24 protein-coding genes and 3 pseudogenes are annotated in these 23,479 nt (G+C 72.7%); 13 read left to right on the top strand and 14 right to left on the bottom strand.

Annotated features, from left to right (window positions below; genetic code table 11):
• Positions 1–52: 52 nt before the first annotated feature.
• The 4 genes and pseudogenes from ACIQAK_RS13880 (at position 53) to ACIQAK_RS13865 (ending at position 3,017) form a co-directional block, all read left to right on the top strand.
• Positions 53–1,201, top strand: a complete 1,149-nt coding sequence (locus ACIQAK_RS13880) for a lipid-transfer protein (RefSeq protein WP_366390525.1) — start codon at positions 53–55, stop codon at positions 1,199–1,201.
• 20 nt (positions 1,202–1,221) lie between these two features.
• On the top strand, positions 1,222–1,725 hold the full coding sequence (locus tag ACIQAK_RS13875) for an OB-fold domain-containing protein (RefSeq protein WP_366390524.1): 504 nt from the start codon (positions 1,222–1,224) through the stop codon (positions 1,723–1,725).
• Between the two features lie 3 nt (positions 1,726–1,728).
• Positions 1,729–2,055 (top strand): annotated as a pseudogene (locus tag ACIQAK_RS13870) (enoyl-CoA hydratase/isomerase family protein); the annotation flags it as partial.
• A gap of 254 nt (positions 2,056–2,309) precedes the next feature.
• On the top strand, positions 2,310–3,017 hold the full coding sequence (locus tag ACIQAK_RS13865) for a hypothetical protein (protein ID WP_366390523.1): 708 nt from the start codon (positions 2,310–2,312) through the stop codon (positions 3,015–3,017).
• 72 nt (positions 3,018–3,089) lie between these two features.
• Here the strand turns inward: ACIQAK_RS13865 and ACIQAK_RS13860 are convergent, their stop codons facing one another.
• Together ACIQAK_RS13860 and ACIQAK_RS13855 are read right to left on the bottom strand one after the other, a co-directional pair.
• The gene (locus ACIQAK_RS13860; protein ID WP_366390522.1) at positions 3,090–5,504 is read right to left on the bottom strand and encodes a PQQ-binding-like beta-propeller repeat protein; all 2,415 of its coding nucleotides are present in this window, start codon (positions 5,502–5,504) and stop codon (positions 3,090–3,092) included.
• 217 nt (positions 5,505–5,721) lie between these two features.
• Positions 5,722–6,531 carry a VOC family protein gene (locus tag ACIQAK_RS13855; RefSeq protein ID WP_366390521.1) on the bottom strand — a complete coding sequence of 270 codons (810 nt, stop codon included), beginning with the start codon at positions 6,529–6,531 and terminating at the stop codon, positions 5,722–5,724.
• Positions 6,532–6,930: 399 nt separating this feature from the next.
• Here ACIQAK_RS13855 and ACIQAK_RS13850 point away from each other — a divergent pair, with 399 nt between their 5' ends.
• Positions 6,931–7,578 carry a TetR family transcriptional regulator gene (locus tag ACIQAK_RS13850; protein ID WP_026241229.1) on the top strand — a complete coding sequence of 216 codons (648 nt, stop codon included), beginning with the start codon at positions 6,931–6,933 and terminating at the stop codon, positions 7,576–7,578.
• A 102-nt stretch (positions 7,579–7,680) separates the two neighbouring features.
• Here the strand turns inward: ACIQAK_RS13850 and ACIQAK_RS13845 are convergent, their stop codons facing one another.
• Both ACIQAK_RS13845 and ACIQAK_RS13840 read right to left on the bottom strand, forming a co-directional pair.
• Entirely contained in the window at positions 7,681–8,172 is a 492-nt protein-coding gene (locus tag ACIQAK_RS13845) for a nitroreductase family deazaflavin-dependent oxidoreductase (RefSeq protein WP_366390520.1), read from the bottom strand.
• On the bottom strand, positions 8,172–9,224 hold the full coding sequence (locus ACIQAK_RS13840) for an acyl-CoA dehydrogenase family protein (RefSeq protein ID WP_366390519.1): 1,053 nt from the start codon (positions 9,222–9,224) through the stop codon (positions 8,172–8,174). The genes ACIQAK_RS13845 and ACIQAK_RS13840 overlap by 1 nt, the downstream gene beginning before the upstream one ends.
• A gap of 163 nt (positions 9,225–9,387) precedes the next feature.
• Between ACIQAK_RS13840 and ACIQAK_RS13835 the strand changes: the two are divergent.
• Positions 9,388–10,562 (top strand): annotated as a pseudogene (locus ACIQAK_RS13835) (thiolase C-terminal domain-containing protein).
• A 22-nt stretch (positions 10,563–10,584) separates the two neighbouring features.
• Here ACIQAK_RS13835 and ACIQAK_RS13830 read toward each other — a convergent pair.
• Complete coding sequence (locus tag ACIQAK_RS13830; protein ID WP_366390518.1) at positions 10,585–10,989, bottom strand: type II toxin-antitoxin system VapC family toxin; 405 nt, start codon at positions 10,987–10,989, stop codon at positions 10,585–10,587.
• Positions 10,982–11,260: a type II toxin-antitoxin system Phd/YefM family antitoxin gene (locus tag ACIQAK_RS13825; RefSeq protein WP_366390517.1), complete on the bottom strand. Its 279-nt coding sequence runs from the start codon at positions 11,258–11,260 to the stop codon at positions 10,982–10,984. The genes ACIQAK_RS13830 and ACIQAK_RS13825 overlap by 8 nt, the downstream gene beginning before the upstream one ends.
• A 73-nt stretch (positions 11,261–11,333) precedes the next feature.
• On the opposite strand from ACIQAK_RS13825, the gene ACIQAK_RS13820 reads away from it, so the two are divergent.
• Positions 11,334–12,011, top strand: coding sequence for a pyridoxal 5'-phosphate synthase (locus ACIQAK_RS13820; protein ID WP_366390516.1), 678 nt, complete (start codon positions 11,334–11,336; stop codon positions 12,009–12,011).
• 73 nt (positions 12,012–12,084) lie between these two features.
• Here ACIQAK_RS13820 and ACIQAK_RS13815 read toward each other — a convergent pair whose 3' ends face one another.
• Positions 12,085–12,294, bottom strand: coding sequence for a hypothetical protein (locus tag ACIQAK_RS13815; protein WP_366390515.1), 210 nt, complete (start codon positions 12,292–12,294; stop codon positions 12,085–12,087).
• Positions 12,295–12,334: 40 nt separating this feature from the next.
• Between ACIQAK_RS13815 and ACIQAK_RS13810 the strand changes: the two genes are divergently transcribed.
• The 3 genes from ACIQAK_RS13810 (at position 12,335) to ACIQAK_RS13800 (ending at position 14,641) form a co-directional block, all read left to right on the top strand.
• On the top strand, positions 12,335–13,036 hold the full coding sequence (locus ACIQAK_RS13810) for a hypothetical protein (RefSeq protein WP_366390514.1): 702 nt from the start codon (positions 12,335–12,337) through the stop codon (positions 13,034–13,036).
• A 91-nt stretch (positions 13,037–13,127) separates the two neighbouring features.
• A complete protein-coding gene (gene htpX / locus ACIQAK_RS13805) occupies positions 13,128–14,036 on the top strand; it encodes a zinc metalloprotease HtpX (protein WP_093687418.1) in 909 nt (302 codons plus the stop codon).
• A gap of 20 nt (positions 14,037–14,056) precedes the next feature.
• Positions 14,057–14,641, top strand: coding sequence for a hypothetical protein (locus ACIQAK_RS13800; protein ID WP_073877353.1), 585 nt, complete (start codon positions 14,057–14,059; stop codon positions 14,639–14,641).
• Here the strand turns inward: ACIQAK_RS13800 and ACIQAK_RS13795 are convergent, their stop codons facing one another.
• Positions 14,642–14,905, bottom strand: coding sequence for a DUF397 domain-containing protein (locus ACIQAK_RS13795; protein WP_366390513.1), 264 nt, complete (start codon positions 14,903–14,905; stop codon positions 14,642–14,644).
• A complete protein-coding gene (locus ACIQAK_RS13790; RefSeq protein ID WP_366390512.1) occupies positions 14,902–15,723 on the bottom strand; it encodes a helix-turn-helix transcriptional regulator in 822 nt (273 codons plus the stop codon). Before ACIQAK_RS13790 ends, ACIQAK_RS13795 begins: the two co-directional genes overlap by 4 nt.
• A 77-nt stretch (positions 15,724–15,800) precedes the next feature.
• Between ACIQAK_RS13790 and ACIQAK_RS13785 the strand changes: the two genes are divergently transcribed.
• Positions 15,801–16,214 (top strand): hypothetical protein, encoded by a 414-nt coding sequence (locus ACIQAK_RS13785; RefSeq protein WP_366390511.1) that lies wholly within the window; start codon positions 15,801–15,803, stop codon positions 16,212–16,214.
• A 12-nt stretch (positions 16,215–16,226) separates the two neighbouring features.
• On the opposite strand, the pseudogene ACIQAK_RS13780 reads toward ACIQAK_RS13785, so the two are convergent.
• From ACIQAK_RS13780 to fepB, 5 genes and pseudogenes are all read right to left on the bottom strand, one after another.
• A pseudogene (locus tag ACIQAK_RS13780) lies at positions 16,227–16,653 on the bottom strand (Zn-ribbon domain-containing OB-fold protein).
• Positions 16,650–17,102: a DoxX family protein gene (locus ACIQAK_RS13775; RefSeq protein ID WP_366390510.1), complete on the bottom strand. Its 453-nt coding sequence runs from the start codon at positions 17,100–17,102 to the stop codon at positions 16,650–16,652. The pseudogene ACIQAK_RS13780 and the gene ACIQAK_RS13775 overlap by 4 nt, the downstream one beginning before the upstream one ends.
• Positions 17,103–17,198: 96 nt before the next feature.
• Positions 17,199–18,224 (bottom strand): iron chelate uptake ABC transporter family permease subunit, encoded by a 1,026-nt coding sequence (locus ACIQAK_RS13770; RefSeq protein ID WP_366390509.1) that lies wholly within the window; start codon positions 18,222–18,224, stop codon positions 17,199–17,201.
• The gene (locus ACIQAK_RS13765; RefSeq protein WP_366390508.1) at positions 18,221–19,246 is read right to left on the bottom strand and encodes an iron ABC transporter permease; all 1,026 of its coding nucleotides are present in this window, start codon (positions 19,244–19,246) and stop codon (positions 18,221–18,223) included. Before ACIQAK_RS13765 ends, ACIQAK_RS13770 begins: the two co-directional genes overlap by 4 nt.
• Positions 19,247–19,248: 2 nt before the next feature.
• Complete coding sequence (gene fepB, locus ACIQAK_RS13760; RefSeq protein ID WP_366390507.1) at positions 19,249–20,289, bottom strand: Fe2+-enterobactin ABC transporter substrate-binding protein; 1,041 nt, start codon at positions 20,287–20,289, stop codon at positions 19,249–19,251.
• A 225-nt stretch (positions 20,290–20,514) separates the two neighbouring features.
• Between fepB and ACIQAK_RS13755 the strand changes: the two genes are divergently transcribed.
• On the top strand, positions 20,515–21,708 hold the full coding sequence (locus ACIQAK_RS13755; protein ID WP_366390506.1) for an NAD(P)/FAD-dependent oxidoreductase: 1,194 nt from the start codon (positions 20,515–20,517) through the stop codon (positions 21,706–21,708).
• 204 nt (positions 21,709–21,912) lie between these two features.
• On the top strand, positions 21,913–23,466 hold the full coding sequence (locus ACIQAK_RS13750; RefSeq protein ID WP_366390505.1) for a M28 family peptidase: 1,554 nt from the start codon (positions 21,913–21,915) through the stop codon (positions 23,464–23,466).
• Positions 23,467–23,479 lie beyond the last annotated feature (13 nt).

Here is a 23,479-nt window from a genome sequence, read left to right as displayed (position 1 = left end):
AACGGTAGCCTCTGCCGCTGTCAGCAGGGGCGACGGTGCGGGAGGTCGGCGGATGGCGACGTTGAAGGACGCGACAGCGATAGCCGGGATCGGACAGACGGCGTTCGCGAAACGGCTCCCGGAGTCCGAGAACACCCTCGCCTGCCGGGCCATCCTGGCCGCCCTCGACGAGGCGGGGATCGCGCCGTCGGAGGTCGACGGCTTCGCCTCGTACACGATGGAGGAGACCGACGAGGTGGAGGTCGCCAAGGCGATCGGCGCCGGGGACGTCACCTTCTTCAGCAAGGCGGGGTACGGCGGCGGCGGCTCCTGCGCCACCCTCGCCCACCTCGCCGCCGCCGTCGCCACCGGCCAGGCGAGCGTCGGTGTCGCCTGGCGGTCACGGAAACGCGGGTCCGGGCCCCGCCCGTGGAAGAACACCGCCGTCCAGCTCCCCACGCCCGCCCAGTGGACCCGGCCCTACGGGCTCCTGCGGCCCGCCGACGAGATCGGGATGCTGGCCCGCCGCTACATGCACGAGTACGGCGCCACCCGCGACCACCTCTTCAACGTGGCCCTCGCCTGCCGCAACCGGGCCAACCAGAACCCGGCCGCGATCATGTACGACCCCCCGCTGACCCGCGAGATGTACATGACCTCCCGCTGGATCAGCGAACCCCTCTGCCTCTTCGACAACTGCCTGGAGACGGACGGGGCGCTGGCCTGCGTGATCGTTTCGGCCGAGCGCGCCCGCGACTGCCGGCGGAAACCGGTCTACCTGCACTCCGTCGCCCAGGGGCTGCCCGCCCAGCACCACGGGATGGTCAACTACTGGAACGACGACCCGCTCACCGGGCCGGCCTGGACGGCCGCCCGGCAGCTGTGGAAGCAGGCCGCCTTCGGACCGGACGACGTCGATGTCGCCCAGATCTACGACGCGTTCACCCCCCTCGTCCCGCTCTCCTTGGAGGGGTACGGCTTCTGCGGGCGCGGCGAGGGCGGGGCGTTCACCGTGGGCGGGGCGCTGGAGAGCGGCTGGCGGCTGCCCGTCAACACCGGGGGCGGCGGGCTGAGCGAGGCGTACGTGCACGGATTCAACCTCATCACCGAGGGCGTCAAGCAGCTGCGCGGCACCTCCACCGCCCAGGTGCCGGACGCCGCCACCTGCCTGGTCACGGCCGGTGAGGGCGTACCGACGTCGGCTGTCCTGTTGCGGAACTGAGGAGATGAGGAGTTGAGGAGATGGGTGTGAACGATTGCCCGCTGCTGCCCGTCGTCGACGAGGACGGGGCGCCCTTCTGGGAGTACGCCGCCCGGGGCGAACTGCGCGTCCAGGCCTGTGCCGCCTCCGCCTGCGGCGAACTGCGCTTCCCGCCCCGGCCCTGCTGCCCGCACTGCGGCTCCTTCGACAGCGCGTGGCGGGCGATGAGCGGGCGCGGCCGGCTCTGGTCGTACGTCATCCCGCACCCGCCGCTGCTCCCCGCCTACGCCGAACAGGCGCCGTACAACGCGGTGCTGGTCGAGCTGGTGGAGGCCCCGCGCATCCGGCTGGCCGGGAACGTCGTCGCCTCCCCCGGCGCGCCGCTGAACTCGGTGGACCCGGCGCGGCTGCGGATCGGGGCGCCGGTGCGGGCGGTGTTCTGCCCGGGCGGGCCCGGTGGCGATGGCGGTGGCGGAGGCGGTGGCGGTGGCGGGAAGGGTGACGCGCCCGGCGTCACACTCGTCCGCTGGACGCTGGAGCGGTGACCCATGGCCCTACGCATCGAGCGGGACGTCACGCGCGGGGTCGCGCTGGTCGCCCTGGACCGGCCGGAGAAGCTCAACGCGATCGATCTGGAGACGGCTGCCGCGCTTCCCTCCGTGTGGCGAGAGTTGCGGTACGACGCCGCCGTGCGGGCCGTCGTCCTCACCGGGACCGGTACCCGCGCCTTCTGCACCGGGATCGACCGGGGCGTGCGGGTCCCGCAGCCCCCGTCCCCGTACGCCCTCGACGACCCCCTCCTGCGGATCGGGCCCAAGGCGAACGACCTGTGGAAGCCGGTGGTCGCGGCCGTGGGAGGGGCGGCGGGGCGGGGGCGGGGCGCCGAGGGTGCGGTGAGGGGCGGGGCGGGGAGCGGCGGTGAGGGGCGCGGCGGGGAGCGTCGCGTTGCCGGTGTCCAGCATGCCGGTCGGCGCCGACACGCACGTCATGGCCCTGTCACGGTCCGGTCATGGTCCGCGGGTCGGGGCATCCTGGTGGCGGCCGGCGGCGTCCGCGTGGCGGGGGTGATCGTCCCGGCGTAGCGTCGGCCGTGCGGGGGGTGTTCGCCGTACGCCGTTGGAGGCTGACGATGATCCGCAACATCCTCGGCTCACTCGTCGCCCTGGCCGGGGCGGCGTCGGCTGTGCTGAGCCCCTTCCGTGACTGGTACGGCGGACGGCTGGGGCGTGACTACCGGGTGCGGGACCTCTTCGAGGGGATCACCGGTACGGGGTCGGGGGTGCTGGTCTCGATCCTGCTGCCGTTCCTGGTCGCGGCGGTGCTGGTGATCGCGGGCGTGGTGCTCCGGTCGCGGCTCGTGGTCGCGTTCGCGGGGGTGGTGGTGCTGGGCTTCACGATCCTGTGGATGGTCCGCCAGGGGCAGGCGGCGGGGTCGCTGGTGGTGGGCGGGGACGGGGCGGGGATGCGGGTGGGGGTGGCGAACGCGTTGGCGGGTGGGGTGCTGACGGTGATCGGGGCGCTGCTGATGAAGGGGCGGGGGCGGGGGGCGGCTCGGGCGCGGCGGGAGCGGAGGGTGGTGGAGCCGTACGCCGCGCCGCCCGCGGACCAGGTGGACATGTGGCCGCCGACGCAGGAGCCGGGGATGGCCGCGCAGACGTCGCCGTGGCCGGAGCCGGAGGTGGATGCGTATACGGGGCCCGATCCGTACGACCCCCGTACGCGGTCGTATCCACGGGTGCCGCCGGCGGAGTGGGAGCCGGGGGACCCCCGGGATCCGGTGCATCCGCCGCATCGGCCTCCGCCGCCTACGCCTCCGCCTCCGCCTCCGCGGGGGTGACGGTCGCCCCGTCGGGGGTTCCGTCCCCCAGCGCCGGACGGGCTGGAAGCCCGCCGCACCGGCTGTACAGGCTCAGGTCCGGGTCCTGTTTCCCGTGCCTGTCCCCTTCAAGGCGTCCAGCGCGTACACGCAGCGGTCCTTGCTGCAGGCGTAGACCACGCCCGCCTGGGCCACCGGTGAGCCCGTGATCTCGCCGCCCGTCGCCAGCTTCCAGCGGAGTTGGCCGCCGGCCGCGTCCAGGGTGTAGAGCACGTGGTCCGCCGAGCCGAAGTGGACCCGGCCGTCCGCCACCACCGGGGAGCCCACCACGTCGCCGCCCGCCGCGAAGCGCCACTTCGGGGTGCCGGTGACCGCGTCCAGGGTGTAGAGCGCGCTGCCGCTGCCCACGTGGACGTTGCCCACCGCGACCAGGACCGGTTCCACTGAGGCGCGGGCCTCCGTGGCGATGCGCCAGCGGTCCTTGCCGGTCGTCGCGTCGAGCGCGTACACCGTGCCGAGGTGGTCCGCGAGGTAGACCCCGCCCCCGGTCACCGCCGGGCCCGGCGCGAACGCGGGCGGGGACAGGAAGACCGCCGGGGTCTCGAAGTGCCACCGCACCCGGCCGGACGCGGTGTCCACCGCCAGCACCCGGGTGCCCGCCGCGACGTAGACGTAGCCGTCGGGGGCGGGGGTCACCCGGACCGGGACGCCGCCGCAGGAGGCCGCGTCGCCGATCGGGTACGACCAGCGCTCCAGGCCCGTACGGGCGTCGAGCGCGCGCAGCCGGGCGTCCTGCCAGACGTAGACCGTGCCGTCGTGGATGACCGGCGCGGCCTCCACCGTCTCGAAGTCGCTCTGGGCACCGGTGATCTCCCACAGCTTGTCGCCGTTGGACGCCTCCCACCCCTGGACCCCGCCGCCCCGGGTCGCGGTCAGCACCGTGCCCCGGTCGGCCTTGAGCGCGTACACCCAGGCGTCGGTCCGCAGCCGCCACTGCTCGGCGCCGGACGCCGCGTCCAGGGCGTACAGGGAGGGGCCGTCCGAGGCGTGGATGCGACCGCCCTCGACGGCCATCGCCCAGGCCACGTCCCGGGTCTTGAACTGGCGCCGCCCGTTGCCGACGTCCAGGGCGTGGATCTCGAAGGAGGTGACGTACAGCAGGTCACCGGAGACGACCGGTGTCCCCCACACGTCGTTGGACATGCGGAAGCGCCAGGGCCGCCAGCGCTCCGGCGCGGCGGGTGCGGCGTCCGGGGCGGGCCCCGGGGCCGGTACGGGCGCGGTGGGCGCCGTGGACGCACCGGCCGTGCCGTTCAGCCCGGCGGGCGGGCGGACCCAGCCCGTCGCGGCGGCCGGATGCGCGGCGGCGGCCCCCCGCCCCTCCCCCGCGCGCGGTCCGGGCCCGATCGGCGCCTTCGCACCGGGCAGGTGGACCGGCCCGCCGTCGGGAGAGGGGGCCGGGACCGACACCGGCGCGGGCGAGGAGAGTGGGGACGGTGAGCGCAGGTCGCCGCCGGCGCGCCACTCGGGACCCCGGTCCGGCGCGCGCTCCGGGGCGCGTGGGGGCTGCGGAGGGCGCGGCGGGGGCGCGGCGGGCGCGGGCGGGGCGGTCCGGCCGCCTCCCCGGCGGCGTTCGATCATGGCGGTGGCCGGGGACGGCAGCCAGGCCGACGCCGTACCGCTGTCGTCGCTGCCGGAGGCGAAGAGGTGCGGGGCGAGCTGGGCCTGGAGGTCGGCGGGGCTGGGCCGCCGGGTGGCGTCCATCTGCATGCACGACTCGATCAGCGGCCGCAGGTCGTCCGGCAGCCCCTCCAGGTCGGGCCCCTCGCGCAACAGCATGAACACCGTCTCGACCGGGTTGGCGCCGTGGAAGGGGGCGTGGCCGGTGGCGGCGAAGACGAGCGTGGAGCCCAGCGAGAAGATGTCGCTGGCCCCGGTGACGCTGCGGGAGTCCCGGGCCTGCTCGGGCGACATGTACGCCGGGGTGCCCACGGCGACGTTCGTCATGGTCAGGCGGGTGTTGGAGACGCCGGACGCGATGCCGAAGTCGATGACCCGGGGGCCGTCCTCCACCACGAGCACGTTGGACGGCTTCAGGTCGCGGTGGACGAGCCCGGCACCGTGGATGGACTGGAGGGCCTCGGCGATCCCGGCGGCCAGCCAGCGCACGGCCTGGGTCGGCATCGGCCCGCACTCGTTCACTATCTCCTCGAGCGAGGGCGCGGGCACATAGGCGGTGGCCAGCCACGGCACGGCGGCGCGGGGGTCGGCGTCGACCACGGCGGCGGTGTAGAACCCGCTGACCGCGCGGGCGGCCTCCACCTCACGTGTGAAGCGGACCCGGAAGAGCTGGTCCTCGGCGAGCTCGGTCCGTACCGTCTTGATCGCCACCCGCCGGCCCGACGCCGACCGGGCGAGATAGACCAGCCCCATGCCGCCGGCCCCGAGCCGTCCCAGCACCTCGAACGGGCCGATCCGTCTCGGGTCGTGCTGCGTCAGCTGCTCCATCACGTGCCTGCCACCTCCCCGTACGGGCCTCAGCGACGAAGCCCGCGAATTACCCGCCCGTCACCGCCCGGTGCGATTCCCGGCCTGCGCAGCCTCTCACCACTGGGCACCACCTGGCGGTGCGCACCCTGATTCTTCCTGGCTCGGGCGCCGGTGGCGAACCCGGGGGCGGATGTGGGTGTCTCATGCCACTTCGGCTGATTCTCGCCCACAAGGGTTACGGGAGCAGCTCGCTCGGCTGCAGAACGGCGAAGAGGGCGCCCTGGTCGTCCTGGAGGACGGCCATCCGCCCGTACGGGATGCCGAAGGGCGGCGCGGAGACGCGGCCGCCGAGCCGGACGGCGAGTTCGGCCGCCGCGTCGCAGTCGGCGACGGCGAAGTAGGTGAGGAAGTAGCTGGGCAGCTCGGCGGGGAACGCGTCCGTGATGACGCTGCGGCCGCCCAGGGCGGTGTCCGGCCCGGGCTCACTGCCTTCGGGTGACCACATCCGGAAGTCGACCAGCGCCTCGGCGTCGCCGGTGACGTCGTTGCCGGCCTCGTCCAGGTCGGTGCCCCGGAAGCCGAAGACCTTCTCGTAGAAGGGGTCCACGCGCTCCGGCTGCCGGGTGTGGACCTCGGTCCAGCAGTAGGAACCGGGCACGTTCTGCCTCTCGAACCCCTCGCGCTCCTGTGGCTGCCAGAGGCCGAAGACCGCGCCTCCGGGGTCGGCGGCCTGCGCCACGACGGCCGCCCGCCCCGCCCGGACGGGGTCGGTGATGATCTGGCCGCCGTGTTCGCGGACCGCGGCGACGGTGGCCCGGATGTCGTCGGTGGCGAAGTAGACGCCCCAGGCCGTCGGCATCCGCCCGTCCTTCTTGGCGGCCAGGGCGGCGACGAGCTTCCCGTCCCGCAGGGCTTCCGCGAAGGGCATGCCGTCGCCGGCGCGGAAGGTCCAGCCGAAGAGGCCGCCGTAGAAGCGCTTGCCCGCTTCGAGGTCGGAGAGCTGCACGTCCGCCCAGCACGGCGCCGAGTGCGCGAATGCGGCCATGGGGCCCGGTCCTTCCGTTGCAGTGACGCCCGTCACATTCAACGTAACGTCGCGTCCGGCCGGGCGCGCCTCGGCGCGGGCCGAACACGGACGCGGAACACCCAGCGAAACACCCATAGGGAACATATGACCGAATAGTGGAGGCCCGGCCACCGCGTGGACGAAAGTTGTCCACCGAAGTTGTCCACAGGCTGTTGATAACACTTTCACTCGCGGTGTCCGCTCGGCCGTCCGGCCGGAATCAGGTGCCGGCGGCACCGGACCAGGAACCCGTACACATCACCGGCGCAGCGGCCGAAAACATTCGTCCCGCACCCACCACACCCCGCAGGTCCTGCGGCGTTCCCCATTTGCAGTCGGCCGAATCGCGCTCCCATCGGCCCTCGGTAAGCTGACGGCATGACAGGACAAGTACGTACCGTCGACGGCCGCGTGGCCGGTCGACGCGGTCAGGCGACGCGGCAGAAGCTGCTCGACTGCCTCAGCGAGATGCTCAGCTCCTCGCCGTACCGGGACGTCAAAGTCATCGACGTCGCCCGGAAGGCCGGGACTTCACCCGCGACTTTCTACCAGTACTTCCCCGACGTGGAGGGCGCCGTCCTCGAAATCGCCGAGGAAGTCGCCAAGGAGGGCGCCGGGCTGACCGAACTGGTCGCCGGACGCCCCTGGGTCGGCAAGGCCGGCTGGCAGACGGCGGAGGAACTCGTCGAAGGGTTCCTCGATTTCTGGCGCCGCAACGACGCGATCCTCCGCGTGATCGACCTCGGCGCGGCCGAGGGGGACAAGCGGTTCTACAAGATCCGGATGAAGATCCTGAACTCGGTCACCAACTCCCTCACCGATTCGGTGAAGGAGCTCCAGGCCAAGGGCAAGGTCGACAAGGACATCAGCGCCGCCGCGATGGCGGGCTCCCTCGTCGCCATGCTGGCCGCGGTCGCCTCGCACCAGAAGGGGTTCACCACCTGGGGTGTGAAGCAGGCCGAACTGCGCCCGAACCTCGCACTGTTGGTCCACCTCGGCATCACGGGCAAGAAACCCACCAAGTAGGCCCACGGCACGTCCTGTCTCACCGACGGCGGACCACCACGCACCCTTGCCGGTGGTCCGCCGTCGGTGTTCCCGGACCCCCGCACAGGCGGGGCCGGTGAACTACCGCCGCTCCAGCCGGAAAAGCCGGATCTGCCGCTCCACCCGCGCCTGGTACGCCGCGTACGGCGGCCAGAACGTCAGCGCCGCCCGCCACACCTCCTCCCGCTCCGCCCCCTCCAGCAGCCGCGCGCGCACCGGGATCGCCCGGCCCCGCCAGCTGATGACGGCCTCCTCCGGGCGGGCCAGCAGGTTCGCGGTCCACGCCGGATGCCCGCTACGGCCGAAGTTGCTGCCGACGAGGATCCAGGTGCTCTCCGCCTCCCCCTCCGGCATGCATGCCAGCGGGGTCACTCTCGGCCGCCCGCTGCGCGCCCCCGGCACGGTCAGGACGAGCCCCGGCAGCATCCGGGCACTGGGCAGCACCTTGCCCCGGGTGAGCCGGTGCACGGTGCGGTCCAGGACGGGGACGACGTGCGGGGCGACCTTGGCGAAGGCGCGGGTCGAGGAGACCTTCTGGATCAGCCGGGCGGCCCGGTCACCGGCACCGGGCATCAGACGGCCACCCCGTGCGCGAGACCGTCCGGCGTCACGCCCCCGAACAGCCCGGCCTGCCCCGCCGCGTGGTCGCGCAGCCGGTGTACGGGCCCGAAGAGCAGCTCGTCCGCCGCCGCCCGCTTCACATACAGGTGCGCCTCGTGCTCCCAGGTGCGGCGGTGTTTGACGGCCTGGACCGACCCGATGGCCCGGCCGAACTGCTCGCGCTCCTTGACGTATGCCACGGTCCTGCCCAGCGCGCCCGCCGCCGCCCCGACCGCCTCGGCGGCCAGAACGGCCGCGGCGGTGCGCCCGGTGGCGGCGAGCGCGCCGCACACATCGCCGGCCTCGTCCGAGCCCAGGAGTTCGGCCGCGGTGTCGCGCAGCTCGACGCGGGCGAGAGGCCGGGTCTCGTCCATCGAGGTCAGCCGCGTACGGAGCAGCCCTTCGGCCGGGGCAGGCACCAGGAAGAGCAGCGTCCGGCTGCGCGGATAGCCCCCGGTGTGGGCGGCGACCAGCAGGAGCCCGGCGCTGTGCCCGTCGAGCACCCGGTCGGCCTCCCCGTAGAGCCGCCAGCCGTGGCCCTCCGGGGACTTGCGGGCCTGGACGCCCCCCGCCCGGCCGCCGCCCGCCCAGGCGATGGCCCGGTTGTCCGCGGTGAGGCCGAGGGCGGCGGCCATCGATCCGCCGGGGACCGCGAGGGCGGCGGTCAGGGTCCCGTCGGCGGTCCGGGGCAGCAGCCCGGCCCGCTGCGCCGGGGTGCCCAGGGCGGCGATCAGGGGCGCGGCGAGTACGGCGGTGGCGAGCAGCGGGGAGGGCAGCAGGGTGCGGCCGGTCTCCTCGCAGGCGAGGGCCAGCTCGGTGGCGGTGCAGCCGGCCCCGCCGTACTCCTGCGGCAGCGCGAGCCCGGGCAGCCCGAGCTCCTGGGCGAGCCGGCGCCACAGGGCCGGGTCGTGGCCTTCGGGGGTACGGACGGCGGCGCGGACCTCGCCGGGTCCGCCGTGCCGGGCGAGCAGGTCGCGCAGGGTGCGGCGGATCTCGTCCTGTTCCGCGGTGAAGGCGGCGTCCATCGTCGGGCTCCTCCCCTCAGGAACCGGAGCGGCTCCTCAACTGACGGTCAGTCATTTTACGTACAGAGCAGGTCGATTCCCAGAGTCCCGCACACCCAAGGGAACACGGAAGGCATGTGCACCCCCGGTTACGCGGTCGCTCATCTGATGTACCGTCAGATTCATGCCCGCCTCCCGCCTCCCCCGCAAGGTCGCTGTCGTCGGCATCTTCCTGGCGGACTGCGGACGCGTCGACGACGCCACCCCGTACGCCCTGCACGCCCAGGCCGCCCGCCGCGCGCTGGCCGACTCCGGCCTGGACCGCTCGGTGGTCGACGGCTTCGCCTCCGCCGGGCTCGGTGCGCTGGCCCCGGTGGAGGTCGCGGAGTACCTGGGACCGCGGCCCACCTGGGTCGACTCCACGGCGGTGGGCGGCGCCACCTGGGAGGTGATGGCCGCCCACGCGGCGGACGCGATCGCGGCGGGCCGGGCCCGGGCGGTGCTCCTGGTCTACGGCTCCACGGCCCGGGCCGACATCAGGGCGGGCCGCCGCACGTCGAACCTGTCGTTCGGGGCGCGGGGACCGCTCCAGTTCGAGGTGCCGTACGGGCACACGCTGATCGCCAAGTACGCGATGGCCGCCCGCCGCCACATGCACGCGTACGGCACGACGCTGGAACAGCTCGCCGAGGTGGCGGTGACGGCCCGGGCGAACGCGGCGGCGAACCCGGAGGCGATGTTCCGCACCCCGATCACGGTCGACGAGGTCCTCTCCGGCCCGATGATCGCGGACCCGTTCACCAAGCTGCACCGCTGCGTCCGCAGCGACGGGGGGTGCGCGGTGCTGCTGGCGGCGGAGGAGTACGTACCGGACACGGCGAAGGCGCCGGTGTGGGTCCTGGGGCCGGGGAGCACGCCTCCCACTCCACGATGTCGCAGTGGGAGGACTTCACGGTCTCCCCCGCCGCCGTCTCGGGCCGCCTGGCCTTCGAGCGGGCCGGGGTACGCCCTGCCGACATCGACCTGGCGGAGATCTACGACGCGTTCACGTACATGACACTGGTGACGCTGGAGGGCCTGGGGTTCTGCGCGACGGGGGAGGGCGGCGCGTTCGTCGAGAGGGGCCGCACGGGCCTGCGCGGTGAGCTCCCGGTGAACACGGACGGCGGCGGCCTCTCGGCCTGCCATCCCGGGATGCGCGGCCTGTTCCTGCTGGTGGAGGCGGTACGCCAGCTACGCGGCGAGGCCGGCGCCCGCCAGGTCCACAAGGCCGGTGGCCGCCTGCCGGAGCTGGCGGTGGCGTCGGGGACGGGCGGCTGGTTCTGCTCGTCGGGGACGGTGGTGCTGGGGCGGGGGTGAGGAGGCCACCGCCCCGTCTGCCTCACAGTCCGACGACCGTGACCGCGCTCTCCAACCCCTTGAAGTCGTCGGCGTTACGCGTGTAGAGCGGCAGATCCCGGACCGATGCGATGGACGCGATCATCAGGTCGAGGCGTCGCGGCCGGGGGTCGCGGCCGGCCGCGAGGACGAGCGTGACGAGGGTCCCGTAGCGCGCGGCGGCGGCCGCGTCGAAGGGGAGCGGTTCGAAGTCGGCTACCGCCGCCCCCAGCTTCTCCATCCGCGCGGCCCGCACCAGCGGGTCCTTCGCCATGGCCACCCCCTGCTGGAGCTCGGCCAGCGAAACGGCCGTGAGTACGGGCAGCACGGGCAGCCGCTCCGGGTCCAGCACATCGAGATCGATGTACGCGCAGGTATCGAGCACGCCCGCGCGGCGCCGCTCAGCCACCGTTGCGCTCCCACACGTCGTCGTCGCCCACCCGGTCGTCCCCGCCGAAGAACTCATCCGCCTCGCGGCGCAGCAGCGCACCATTCACTCGGGGCAGCCGCCGATGCCGGGCCACAAGTTCCTCTGCGCTGAGCTGCCTCTTGCGACTGAGGGGGCGCAATTCGGCGACCTCTATGCCATTCCGGGTGATGTGAAAGGTCTCACCGCCCTCCACCGCGTCCATGACCTCTGCGGACTTGTTCCGGAACTCCCGCTGCGTGATGGTCTTCATGGACCTACCGTAGCGCGGCGCGTCTCACCGCGCTACAGCGGACAGAAGCAGTCCGTGCGATCCAATAGCCACCATGAACGCACCCACCCCGCGCCCCTTCTCCGCCCTCCTGCACGCCCAGCGTGTCTGGGACACCGAGCTGCCGGCCTTCGACCCGGCGGCCGCCCCACCCGCGCCCCTCCCCCTCTTCCACACCTGGTTCGCCGACGCCGTAGCCGCCGGACAGCCCGAGCCGCACGCGATGACCCTCGCTACGGCGGACGCCGAAGGCCTCCCCGACGTACGCACCCTGCTCCTCCACGACGCCGACCAGCGCGGCTTCCACTTCGCCTCGCACGCCAGCAGCGCCAAGGGCCACCAGCTCGCCGCCCGCCCGTACGCCGCGCTCGGCTTCTACTGGCCGGCTCTGGGCCGCCAGGTACGGGTCCGGGGCCCGGTCCTCCGCTGCACACCGGCCGAGAGCCACGCCGACCTGCACGCCCGGTCCACCGGAGCCCTCGCCGCAGCCCTGACCGGGTCCCAGAGCGAGGTCGTGGAGTCGGTGGACACCCTCCACCGGACGGCCGACGCGGCCTGGGCGCGGGCCCAGGCGGAACCGGACGCCGAGGCTCCGACCTGGACCCGGTACGTGGTCGAGCCGGCCGAGGTGGAGTTCTTCCAGGGCGACGCGCGGCGGCGGCACATCCGGCTCCGCTACCGGCGTACGGAGGCGGGCACCGGGATCTGGACGCGCGAGCTGCTCTGGCCTTGAGGAACATCCGTGTCAGATCGTGGGCGGGCCGACCGGAGCCGCACACACGCGGGTCCAGTCGGCCGTCCTGGTCCTACGCGCCGGTCAGGACCTTCCGTACGCCGTCGGTGACGCCCGGCAGCTCACCGGTCGGGGCCGCCCACTGATGCGAGTCGTGTTCGGTCAGGACGACCGGCCCGGTCTCGGCGACGGTGACAGCGAAGTTGAACTGGCGTGTGGTGGTACCGCGGCTGTTCTCGTAGTCGAAATGCCCGAGGTATCGGTCCACGGAAAAGACGGTCAAGCCGGTCTCCTCCTGCGTCTCCCGCCGGACCGCGTCCAGGATGCTCTCCCCGGCGTCGTGTGGCTGGTATCGCTTCGACCAGGGCGAGCACTGCGCGGTCGGCAAGCTTTGGAACGCGGCTCTCACGAACGCGCACACCGCCCGCGACCGGGATCTCGGGGCCGGCGTCCTGTCCGATTTCGCCTATCAGTCGATCTGGCTCGGCCGGCCTGGATCCGCGGTGGACCCCCTGAGCCAGGCCCTGATCCATACGCGGCACCCCACCGCCCGCTCGCTGCTGCACCTGCGCAGGGCACGAGCTCACGCCGCTCTCGGGGCCGCCGCCGACTGCCACCGGGACCTCGCCGCCGCCGAGACCGCCCTGCTGACCGACGCGGCCGACCCGGCCCCGGGCTGGTGCCGGTGGATGAGCGCGGCGGATCTGGCCGTGGACTCCGGCCAGTGCCTCCTCGACCTCGGCCGCACCGACGACGCCCGAGCCCGCATCGATGAGGGCCTGACCCTGCTTCCACGTGCCCGGGACAAGACGCGTGGCGTCTTCCGCACCTACGAGGCACGCAGCCTCCTCCAGGCCCGCGAGGTCGAACAGGCACTCGTCGTCAGCACCAAGTCACTCGACCTCGCCACCCGCATCGGCGCCGACCGATGCGTCACCCTGGTCCGCGACCTCGCCCCCGCCTTCAAGCCCTACCAGAGGGTGGACGGCGTCCCCGCATTCCTCGAACGGCTCCGGACTGCCTGAGGCAGCCCCACCGGCACCCCGCAGGCACCCTTAACCCGGTTTCAACAAGAAAAGGGCACTATGGGAGGACGGCGAGTCGCTGGAGGTACCGATGCCACGAGCCCGTTCCCGCTACGCCCCGGACCGGGGCCTGACCGGTCGTATGGTCACCACCATGTTCCTGATCGGTCTGCTGTACGTCGTCTTCGTGGGCGTACTCCTCGCGGCCCTGCGCGGTTCCTGGCCGATCATCCTGATCATTACGGGCGGCTTGTTCATCGCCCAGTTCTGGTTCAGCGACCGCATCGCGGCGTACGGTATGGGCGCCCGCGAGGTCACCCCCGAACAGGCCCCCGAGCTGCACGGCACCATCGACCGCATCTGCGCGCTGGCCGACATGCCGAAGCCCAAGGTGGCCATCGCCGAAAGTGACGTACCGAACGCGTTCGCCACCGGCCGCAGCGAGAAGACCGCCCTCGTCTGCGCCACGACGGGGCTGCTCCGCAGACTGGAGCCGGAGGAGCTGGAGGGCGTCCTCGCCCATGAGATGTCGCACGTCGCGCACCGGGACGTCGCCGTCATGACGATCGCCTCGTTCCTCGGCGTGCTGGCGGGCATCATCACCCGCATCGCCCTGTGGGGCGGGTTCGCGCGGAGCCGCCCCGGCAACGACCCGGCCGGCATCCTGCTCCTGCTCATCCCGCTGATCAGCGCCGTCGTGTACGCGATCAGCTTCCTGCTGACCCGGCTGCTCTCCCGCTACCGCGAACTCTCCGCCGACCGCGCCGCCGCGCTCCTCACCGGCCGGCCCTCCGCCCTCGCCTCGGCCCTGACGAAGGTCAGCGGCCAGATGGCCCGTATCCCGACCGAGGACCTGCGCAAGGCGGAGCCGTACAACGCGTTCTACTTCATGCCCGCGTTCTCCTCGAAGGAGTCCCTGGGCCGACTGTTCTCCTCGCACCCGACGCTGGAACAGCGCCTGGACCAGCTGTCCCGCATCTCCACCGACCTGTCCCGATAAGTCCTCAAGGAGTTACGCCCGTGGGCCTGCTCGACGCCATCCTCGGCCGCAGCAAACCCGTCCGCCCCGATCTCGACCAGCTCTTCGCCGTCCCCTCGGCCGCCCTCACTCTCCAGGCCGCCACCGGCTTCACGCCGACGGGCCTGGGCTCGGTCTGCTTCGCGGGCGTGGAGGGCGGCGGTTTCGCCCGCCTCCAGGAGGACGTACGGGAGCTGCTGGACGCGGACACGGAGCGCGGCGGCATCCCGGTGGAGTTCAGCCGGGACGCGTACGGCTACACGTGGCTGCTCGCCACCCACCCGGCCGACGACACGGCAGGCCTGGTCAACGACCTGCACGCGGTGAACACCCTGCTCCAGGACGGCGGCTTCGGCCCGCACCTGCTGTGCTCGCTGATCGGCTTCCGGGACGCGGAGGGCCGCGCGCTGGCCCTGGTCTACCTCTACAAGCGCGGCACGTTCTACCCGTTCGCCCCGCTGCCCGGCGACGCCGAGAAGCGGGACAACCAGCTCGAACTCCAGGTGCGCGGCGCCCTCGGCGACGACCTGCGGGTCGAGAAGGACCTGTCCCGGTGGTTCCCGGTGTGGGGTGCGCCGGGGTTGTGATCAGGCGTTGACGGTCGCGGTGGCGGTCGCGTGGTCCAGGAACGTGGTCCAGGCGGCCGGGGCGACGGCGAAGGTGGGGCCGTCGATGACCTTGGAATCGCGGACGTGGACGGTGTGGGGGCAGGTGGAGACCTCTACGCAGGCCCCGCCTTCGTTGCCGCTGTAGCTCGACTTACGCCAGTCGTAGGCGACTTCGATGCAAGCTTCGCCTTCGTTGCCGCTGTAGCTCGACTTGAACCAGGTCAATCCGGGTCCGTGGCTCACAGTTGCCTCACCTTCGTCTCGATGATCTCCGCCGACTTCCAGGGGTTGTGCGCCTGAGCCCGCAGAATGCCGAAGAGGTCCAAATGGTCGCTCACTTGCTCCGGCTTCGAGATCAACCTACCGCCGCCCTGAGCCTCGACATACAGCAGATTGCGACCTTCCGCCGTGGACATCAACTGCATGGGCCCCATCAGCCCCGCATGCGTGTGCTGGTCCGACGGCATCACCTGAACCGTCAGGTGATTGAACCGCTCGATGCAGTCCAGGATGTGCAGCAACTGCTCCTTCAGCACCTCCGGTCCGCCGAGCGTCCGGTCCAGGACCGACTCCTCGATGACGTATCCGATACGCGGCGGAGACTTGCGGGTCAGCACCGTCTGCCGTTCCAGTCGCGCTTGGACGTGCTTGAGCATTTCGGCCTCCGAGTACGCCGGTACGCGCGAGCGGTACAGAGCCGTCGCGTACGCCTCCGTCTGGAGCAGGCCCGGGATCAGCATCGTCTCGTACGCGCTGATGATGCGCGCAAGCCGTTCCAGCCGCGCCCAGTCCAGGAACTTCGCCGGGTACTTCTCCTCGTCCACCAGATCGCAGCACGCCTCCAGCGCCCCATCCGCTCCGAACGCGCGCTCGGCGTCCGCCAGCACCTCCCGCGAAGGAATGCGTTCCGCTCGCTCGAACGCTCCCATCAGGGATTCCGAGATCAGCAGCACGTCGGCCGCCGTCTTCTGCGTGTGTCCGGCCCGCGCCCGGTGGATACGGATCAGGTCTCCCACGAGCCGCAGTCCGTGCGTCGGTGCACCACTCGTCCCCACAGCCATCCCGCCCTCCTCACATCGCCTTGATGTACGCCGTGTTCCGCTGGTCACGCTACGCAGCCGAGGGAATGCTCGTAGCCATGACGAGCAAGAAACACCCCGAATGGGTACCGGCCGCCGGACACCAACTCCACCTCACCGGCAGCTACTTCGACGCCATCCGGCTCCGGGGCGTCCGAGGCGAGGCCGTGCTCCAGCATCTGGCGACGCTGACCGAGGGCGAGCCGGGCCCTGTGGTGCGGGAGATGGCCGGGGCGCGGTGGACGTACTTCCTGATTCCGCCGGGCGCGAGCGAGGGGTACGACTGGCCGCCGGGCGTGAAGTGCTTCGGGCCGGCCACGCGCGACGAGTGGGTGGGCATCCCGGCCCCGGACGGCAACACGTACCCGCTGAGCTGGCGGTGCGGGGCGCCGGAGGAGGACGAGTTCGTGGATCCGGAGCTGCTGCACGGGCTGGTGATGGCCCAGCTGGCTCCGGCGGCGGGCGACGAGTGATACCGGTGGGCCTCAGCCTGCGGGCCGGAAGACCGGTACGGCCTCCCCCGCCTCCCGGAACGTGACCGTCAGCCCCATACCGATGCGGAGGTCGCCGTGCGCGCACTCCACGACCTCCGTCATCATCCGGGGCCCCTCCGCCAGGTCGACGACAGCGGCCACGTACGGGACGCGGTCCCCGAAGGGCGGCAGGTCGTTGCGGTGGACGACCCACCACGTGTAGAGCGTCGCCCGACCGCTCGCGCGCTCCCACCCCACGTCTTCGCTCCAGCAGTACGGGCAGAACTCGCGCGGGTAGTGATGCGCCCGCCCGCACCCGCCGCACCGCCGGATCAGCAGCCGCCCCTCCCCCCGCCGCGTCCCAGTACGGTCGGGTGAAGGCGTCCGGCTCGGGCAGGTCGAAGCGCGGGGACGCCGCCGCACGCTCCGGCGGCGTCACAGGAACATCCCGAACGCCGCGTCCAGCGACCACGTCTGCCAGGCCATCGCGAGCAGGACCACCAGCGAGATCAGGGCCATCATCGCGTTCTGCCCCTGCTCGGCCCAGTCGTGGATCATCAGGACCAGGTAGAGCAGGTTGAGGAGGAGGCCGGCGATCAGGGCGATCGGGGTGAGGAAGCCCGTCACCAGGCAGAGCCCCAGGGCTAGTTCGGCGTAGACGACGACGTACGCGATCACTTTCGGGCGTAATTCGACGACCCGCCGGAAGCCGGTGCGCACCACATCCCACCGGTGCTTGCCCGCGATGTCCGCCGCCCAGGCGATCCCCGTGCCCCGCTCGAACCAGCCCTTCTTGTCCTTGTGCCGCCAGCTCTCCAGCCACCACAGGCCGAGGCCTGTACGGAGGACGGCGAGCCACTCCGCACCGCTGAGCCAGATCGTCCGCATCGGGCAGCCTCCGGTCCCGAGAAACTGACGGTACGTCAGTTCAGCGGATGCCGGCCGCCCCGCGCAAGGGGTATGCACGGACCCGTACGCCTCGCCTCAGCGCCGCTGCCCGCGCCCCAGCAGCCACGCCAGGTAGACCCCGCCCAGCGCGCCCGTCACCACCCCCACCGGCAACGGGCCCGCCGTCGGCAGCGTGACCGCCACCAGGTCCGAGGCGGAGAGCAGCAGGGCGCCCATCGCGGCGGCGGGCAGCAGCCCCGTTCCCGTACCCCTGCTGAGGCGGCGGGCCAGCTGGGGCGCGCAGAGGGCCACGAACACGATCGGTCCGGCCACCGAGACCGCCACCGCGCTCAGCCCCACCGCGATCAGGAGCACCACCACACGGGTGCGGCCCGCGTCGACGCCCAGGCCGCCCGCCGCCTCGTCGCCCATCTCCAGCAGGTCCAGGCGGCGGACCAGAGGGAGGGCGAGCAGGAGCAGGGCCGCCAGCGAGAGGAGAGCGGGGAGGATCTGGTGGCGTTCGGTGGAGCCGAGGCTGCCGATCAGCCAGAGCTGGGCCGACTGGGCGTGGTCCAGGGCGGCCCGGGTGAGCAGGTACGCGTTGACCGAGGCCAGCAGCGAACCGACCGCGATCCCGGCGAGGATGAGCCGGTTGCCCCGGAACGAGCCCCTTCGGGCCAGGAGTTGCACGATGAGCGCCGTGGCCAGGCCGCCGCTCGCCGCGCCCGCCGCCACGTACCCCGGGTTCCCGTGCAGCAGGACCAGCAACGCGCCTGTCGCCGCACCGGAGTTGAAGCCCACGATGTCCGGGCTGCCGAGCGGATTGCGGGAGAGCTGCTGGAACAGCGCCCCGGCCGCGCCGAGTGCAGCGCCGACGACGAGCCCGAGGGCCACCCGGGGCAGCCGCAGCTCCAGGACCACGAACGCGGCCTGCTCCGAGCCCGCGCCGAACAGGGCGCCCAGCACCTCGGCGGGCGGTACGAGACCGTCCCGGGTGAGCGCGAGCGCGCCGCTGCCCGCCGCGAGGAGGGCCAGGAGGAGGGTGACGGCGAGGGGGCGGATGCGTACGCGGAGGGAGAGGCCTCGGCTCCGTACCACCGTGGTCCGGGTCAGAACGCTCACGCCGCCGCCTTCCGCGAGGCGGACCTGTTGCGGCCGATCAGCCAGACCAGTACGGGCGCCCCCACGAACGCCGTCACGATGCCCACCTGGATCTCGGCCGGGCGCGCGATCACCCGGCCCACGATGTCCGCGACGAGCAGCAGGCCCGCGCCGACGAGGACCGCGTACGGCATCAGGCGGCGGTGGTCCGGGCCGGTGAGCAGGCGGGCCACGTGCGGGGCGACCAGGCCGATGAAGCCGACCGGGCCGATGGCGGCGGTGGCGGCGCCGCTGAGCAGCACCGTGGCGAGCGTGCCGAGCAGGCGTACGCGTCCGGGGGCGACGCCCAGCGCCCGGCCCGCCTCGTCGCCGAGCGCGAACGCGTTGAGGGCGGGCGCGACGGTGAGCGCCAGCACCGCGCCGGCCAGGAGGAACGGCAACACCTCCCACAGCGCCGGGAGTTCGCGGCCGGAGAGGGTGCCGACGGACCAGATGCGCAGGGTCCCGTACGCGTCCGCGTCCAGCACCCCGAGCCCGCTGACCACCGCCCCCAGCACCGCGGTGACGGCCACCCCCGCGAGCACGAGCCCTTCGGGGGTGCCGCGCCCCGCGCCCCGGCCGCCGAGCAGGTACACGACCACCACTGCGACCGCCGCCCCGAGCAGCGCCCACCAGACGACGGCCTGGAGCGAGCGCGTGCCGAGCAGCACGGTCGCGGCGACCACCGCGCAGGCGGCTCCGGTGTTGACGCCGAGGATGCCGGGGTCGGCCAGGGGGTTACGGGTCATCCCCTGCATCACCGCGCCCGCCAGGCCCAGCGCCGCCCCGGCTGTGACGGCGAGGAGGGTGCGCGGCACCCGGACCTCGCGGACCAGGGAGGCGTGCGGGGCGTCGGGGTCGGCCAGTGCGGCCAGTACCTCGGCCGAGGGCACGGGCTGCGCGCCCACGGCGAGGCCGCCGGCCACGGCGAGGGCCAGGAGGACCAGCCCCGCCGTGAGCCCGGCGGCGTACCGCGCGTGTGCGGCAGGCTTCTTACGGGCCACCGTCAGCCGAAGGCCTTCTCGATCTTGTCGATCAGGTTGCCCGCGCTGTAGTAGTCCAGCCGGAAGGTGTCCAGGCCGAGGTCGTACACGCGCTTGTCCTTGACGGCCGCCAGGTCCTTCCAGACCGGGCGCGCGGTGGCGGCGGTGATCTCCTCGGGGGTGTGGCTGACGAAGAGCAGCGAGCTGTCCTTCGCGGTGTCGGCCACCTTCTCCTGGCTGAACTCGGCGAAGTCCGAACGGCCGCCCTGCGTCTGGCCCTTGCCGGCGGGCGGCTCCAGGACGGTGAAGCCGAGCGAGGTGAGCAGCCGGCCCTGGGCGGACTCGGGGGTGAAGACGGTCATCGCGGACTGGTTGTCGCGGACGAGCGCGGCGGACTGCTTCGGCACGGTGATGGCGGCCTTGACCTCGCCGACCCGCTTGTCGTGGGCGGCGACGACCTCGCTCGCGCGCTTCTCCAGGCCGAGGTCCTTGCCGAGGCGGGTGGTCAGGTCCTGCCAGGAGACGTCGTCGTGGCGGTAGAGGAGGGTGGGGGCGACGACGGAGAGCTTGTCGTAGAACTTCTCGGCGTTCTCCGCACCGGAGGAGGCGCCGACGATGAGGTCCGGCTTCAGCGCGAGGACCTTTTCCACGTCGGGCTCGAAGCCCTGGTAGGCGACCTTGACGCTGTTCTTGGCGGCGGCGTCGGACCACTGGGTGAAGAAGCCCTGCTTGTCGGTGATGACCGAGGGCGGGGTAGCCTGGGAGGCGATGACCGGGGCGTCGAGGGCCAGCAGGTGGCCGGTCATGGTGACGCTGACCGAGACGATGCGCTTGGGCTGGGCGGGCACCTTCTCGGTGGTTCCGGCGTCGTGCTTGACGGACCGGGTGGCGGCGGCCGCCTTGTCGCCCTTGGCGTTCGCGTCGGCCGCGTCGCTCCCGCCGCCACCGCAGGCGGTGAGCGCGAGGAGCCCGGCGGCGACGACCGCCGCGCCCTTGATTCCGGCCCGGAGCCCGGGGAACCCGCCGCGTCCGGTCACTGTCCGGGCCAACTGTCTGCCGTTCATGTACGTCCCACCTTCCAACCGCCTGGTGGGCGCGCGGCACTGCACCGCGCGACGGCCCCCCGGTGGTCACCTCACGTCAACCGAGGCAAGGTTAGCCTTACCTTAGATGGGGTGAGCGGCGCGAAGGGTACGCAATCACCGCATCACGCCCCCCGTGATCAATTCGCAATCGATTTCCATCTTGACCGAGACCCATCAACAGAGCGGGCGATTACGCTCCGAACCATGCCCAACAGCCCGTCCCCCACCGGCACTACCGACGCCATCGCCCTCACCGACCGTACGGACGACCGTCCCGTCTACGTCATCGGCGGCGGCCCCGGAGGCCTCGCCGCCGCTGCCGCGCTCCGCGCCCGGGACGTACGGGTGGTGGTCCTGGAGAAGGCGGACCGGGTCGGCGCCTCCTGGCGCGGCCACTACGACCGGCTGCACCTGCACACCACGCGGCGCTGGTCGGCGCTGCCGGGACTGAAGATGCCCCGTAGGTTCGGGCGTTGGGTGGGCCGGGACGACGTGGTGCGGTACCTGGAGAAGTACACCGAGCACCACGAGCTGGAAGTGGTGACGGGTGTCGAGGTGACCCGGATCGACCCGGCGCCCGACGGCTCCGGCGACTGGCAGCTGACCGCCACCGGCGGCCGGGTCCTGCGGGGCCGCGCGGTCGTCGTCGCCACGGGCTTCAACCACACCCCGCGCATCCCCGACTGGCCGGGCCGCGGGACGTTCACGGGGAAGCTGCTGCACGCGGCCGAGTACCGCAACCCGTCCCCGTACGCGGACCAGGACGTCCTGGTCGTCGGGATCGGCAACACGGGCGCGGAGATCGCGGCGGACCTGGCGGAGGGCGGGGCCGCCCGGGTACGGATCGCGGTGCGCACCGCCCCGCACATCGTGCGCCGCTCCACCGCGGGCTGGCCGGCCCAGGCGACCGGCATCCTGGTCCGCCGCCTGCCGGTGTGGCTGGTGGACCGGGCGGGGGCGGTGATGGCCCGGATCGCCGTACCGGACCTGTCCGCCCAGGGGCTGCCGCGTCCGGGGACGGGCCTGTACTCGCGGGTGCGGGAGGGGGCGATCCCGGTGCAGGACGTGGGGTTGATCGCTGCGGTGAAGGCCGGCCGGGTCACCCCCGTGGCGACCGTCGCCTCCTTCGACGAGGACGCGGTGGTCCTGGCCGACGGCACCCGCCTCACCCCGGACACGGTGATCGCGGCGACCGGTTACACCCGTGCCCTGGAGCCGCTGCTGGGCCACCTGGGCGTGCTGGACGCGGGGGGCCGCCCGGTCACCCACGGCGGCCGCACCCCGAAGCAGGCCCCGGGCCTCTTCTTCACCGGCTTCACCAACCCGATCAGCGGGATGCTCCGCGAAATGGCCCTGGACGCCGGGAAGATCGCCAAGAGGGTGGCGCGGATCCGCTGAGGCCGCGCCCTCCGGGACGGGACACACCCGGGGCGCCGGGTGCCGCCCGGCGGCACCCGGCGTAGATCGAGGCCACGCAGGAGTGACTACGGCGGCATGATGACAACTGTGTGATTGATGCCCCGAGTTGTGGCGCAGCTGTTCACAGGGGGACGTGGAGATCGCTAGCTTTCCCTCAACCTGTCCGTACCGGGAAGGACTTCTGTGAGCGCCTCCGTTCGAAGACCCGTCGCCGCCCTGGCCGCCGCCGTACTCGTGGCCCCTCTTCTGCTGGCTTCCGCCTCGCCTGCCTCCGCACACCGGGACAGGGCGGGCCAGGACGCCGCCGCCCTGTCGAAGGCGCTGGTGCGTGACGCGTCCGCCGAGGACGCCCGCGGGCACCTCGTGGCCTTACAGGCGATAGCCCGGGCGACGGGCGGTCACCGGGTCGCCGGATCACCGGGGCACGAAACCTCCGCCGCCTATGTGCACACCCTCCTGAAGGCGGCCGGGTACCGCGTCTCGTACCAGAAGTTCGACTTCGTCTACACCGAGACGCTGGCCGAGAAGCTCTCCGCCGTCACGCCCACGCCGTTCGACGCGGAGATCAAGGCCCTCACGTACACGAAGTCGACGCCGGTCGGCGGGATCACGGCCGAGCTGGCCGCCCCGCCGGTCGACGCCGACGGCACCACCGGCTGCGAGCCCGGCGACTACGCGGCGGGCGCCTTCACCGGCAAGGTCGCGCTGATCAGGCGCGGCGGCTGCGCCTTCGGCATCAAGCAGGAACAGGCCGCCGCGGCGGGCGCGGTCGGGGCCATCATCTACAACAACATCGACGCCGGGTACGGCCCGCTGTCCGGCACCCTCGGCGACCCGGCCACCGGGAAGATCCCCACCGCCGGGCTCTCCAAGCCCGACGGGGACCGGCTGGCCGCCGGCCTCGCCCAGGGCCCGGTGACGATCTCCTTCGAGGTCCGCCAGCTCCAGGAGACACGTACGACGAAGAACGTCATCGCCGAGACGCGGGGCGGCGACGCCGCCGACACCGTGGTGCTCGGGGCGCACCTGGACGCGGTGAAGGCGGGCCCGGGCATCAACGACAACGGCTCGGGCTCGGCGGGTCTGCTGGACGTAGCACTGAAGCTGGCCAAGAGGGAGAAGCAGCCGCGCAACAAGGTGCGGTTCGCCTGGTGGTCGGCGGCGGAGAGCGGCCTGTTCGGCTCCGCGCACCACGTCGGGAACCTGACGCCCGCGGAGCGGCAGAAGATCAAGCTCTATCTGAACTTCGAGCTCATCGCCTCGCCGAACTACGGCCTGTTCGTCTTCGACGGCGACAACTCCGACGGTCTCAACTTCCCGGCCGGGCCGCCCGGATCGGCGCAGCTCGAACGGGACATCACCACGTTCCTGGGCGGCCGGGGCCTCCCGACCGCCGGAACACCCTTCATCGGCCGCTCCGACTACCACCCCTTCGTCCTGGCGGGCATCCCCTCCGGCGGTACGTTCACCGGTGCCGAGGCGCTCAAGACACCGGCCGAGGCGGCCCGGTGGGGCGGCACGGCGGGGGCCGCGTTCGATGGGAACTACCACGCGGCCGGGGACACGCTCAGGAACATCAGCATGAGGGCGTTCGACATCAACATCGACGTCATCGCCAACGCGGTGGGCACGTACGCCCACGACCTGGGCTCCCTGAAGGACCCGCCCGCCACCGCCCGGGCGCAGAGCACCGCCGTACGCCCCGGACAGGGGGACGGGCGCGACCTGACCGAGTAGGAGGCCGGCGCCC

The organism is Streptomyces sp. NPDC088706 (genome assembly GCF_044752765.1).
Lineage (GTDB): Bacteria > Actinomycetota > Actinomycetes > Streptomycetales > Streptomycetaceae > Streptomyces.
The sequence above is the reverse complement of the archived record's forward strand: the minus strand, read 5'-3'. Positions and strand labels throughout refer to the sequence as shown.

Bases quoted from the DNA above. Each gene is read 5' to 3' on its own strand.
- ACIQAK_RS13880 (WP_366390525.1), top strand. From the start codon at position 53: ATGGCGACGTTGAAGGACGCGACAGCGATAGCCGGGATCGGACAGACG.
- ACIQAK_RS13875 (WP_366390524.1), top strand. From the start codon at position 1,222: ATGGGTGTGAACGATTGCCCGCTGCTGCCCGTCGTCGACGAGGACGGG.
- ACIQAK_RS13865 (WP_366390523.1), top strand. From the start codon at position 2,310: ATGATCCGCAACATCCTCGGCTCACTCGTCGCCCTGGCCGGGGCGGCG.
- ACIQAK_RS13860 (WP_366390522.1), bottom strand. From the start codon at position 5,504: ATGGAGCAGCTGACGCAGCACGACCCGAGACGGATCGGCCCGTTCGAG.
- ACIQAK_RS13855 (WP_366390521.1), bottom strand. From the start codon at position 6,531: ATGGCCGCATTCGCGCACTCGGCGCCGTGCTGGGCGGACGTGCAGCTC.
- ACIQAK_RS13850 (WP_026241229.1), top strand. From the start codon at position 6,931: ATGACAGGACAAGTACGTACCGTCGACGGCCGCGTGGCCGGTCGACGC.
- ACIQAK_RS13845 (WP_366390520.1), bottom strand. From the start codon at position 8,172: ATGCCCGGTGCCGGTGACCGGGCCGCCCGGCTGATCCAGAAGGTCTCC.
- ACIQAK_RS13840 (WP_366390519.1), bottom strand. From the start codon at position 9,224: ATGGACGCCGCCTTCACCGCGGAACAGGACGAGATCCGCCGCACCCTG.
- ACIQAK_RS13825 (WP_366390517.1), bottom strand. From the start codon at position 11,260: ATGAAGACCATCACGCAGCGGGAGTTCCGGAACAAGTCCGCAGAGGTC.
- ACIQAK_RS13820 (WP_366390516.1), top strand. From the start codon at position 11,334: ATGAACGCACCCACCCCGCGCCCCTTCTCCGCCCTCCTGCACGCCCAG.
- ACIQAK_RS13810 (WP_366390514.1), top strand. From the start codon at position 12,335: ATGCTCTCCCCGGCGTCGTGTGGCTGGTATCGCTTCGACCAGGGCGAG.
- htpX (WP_093687418.1), top strand. From the start codon at position 13,128: ATGCCACGAGCCCGTTCCCGCTACGCCCCGGACCGGGGCCTGACCGGT.
- ACIQAK_RS13790 (WP_366390512.1), bottom strand. From the start codon at position 15,723: ATGGCTGTGGGGACGAGTGGTGCACCGACGCACGGACTGCGGCTCGTG.
- ACIQAK_RS13785 (WP_366390511.1), top strand. From the start codon at position 15,801: ATGACGAGCAAGAAACACCCCGAATGGGTACCGGCCGCCGGACACCAA.
- ACIQAK_RS13775 (WP_366390510.1), bottom strand. From the start codon at position 17,102: ATGCGGACGATCTGGCTCAGCGGTGCGGAGTGGCTCGCCGTCCTCCGT.
- fepB (WP_366390507.1), bottom strand. From the start codon at position 20,289: ATGAACGGCAGACAGTTGGCCCGGACAGTGACCGGACGCGGCGGGTTC.
- ACIQAK_RS13755 (WP_366390506.1), top strand. From the start codon at position 20,515: ATGCCCAACAGCCCGTCCCCCACCGGCACTACCGACGCCATCGCCCTC.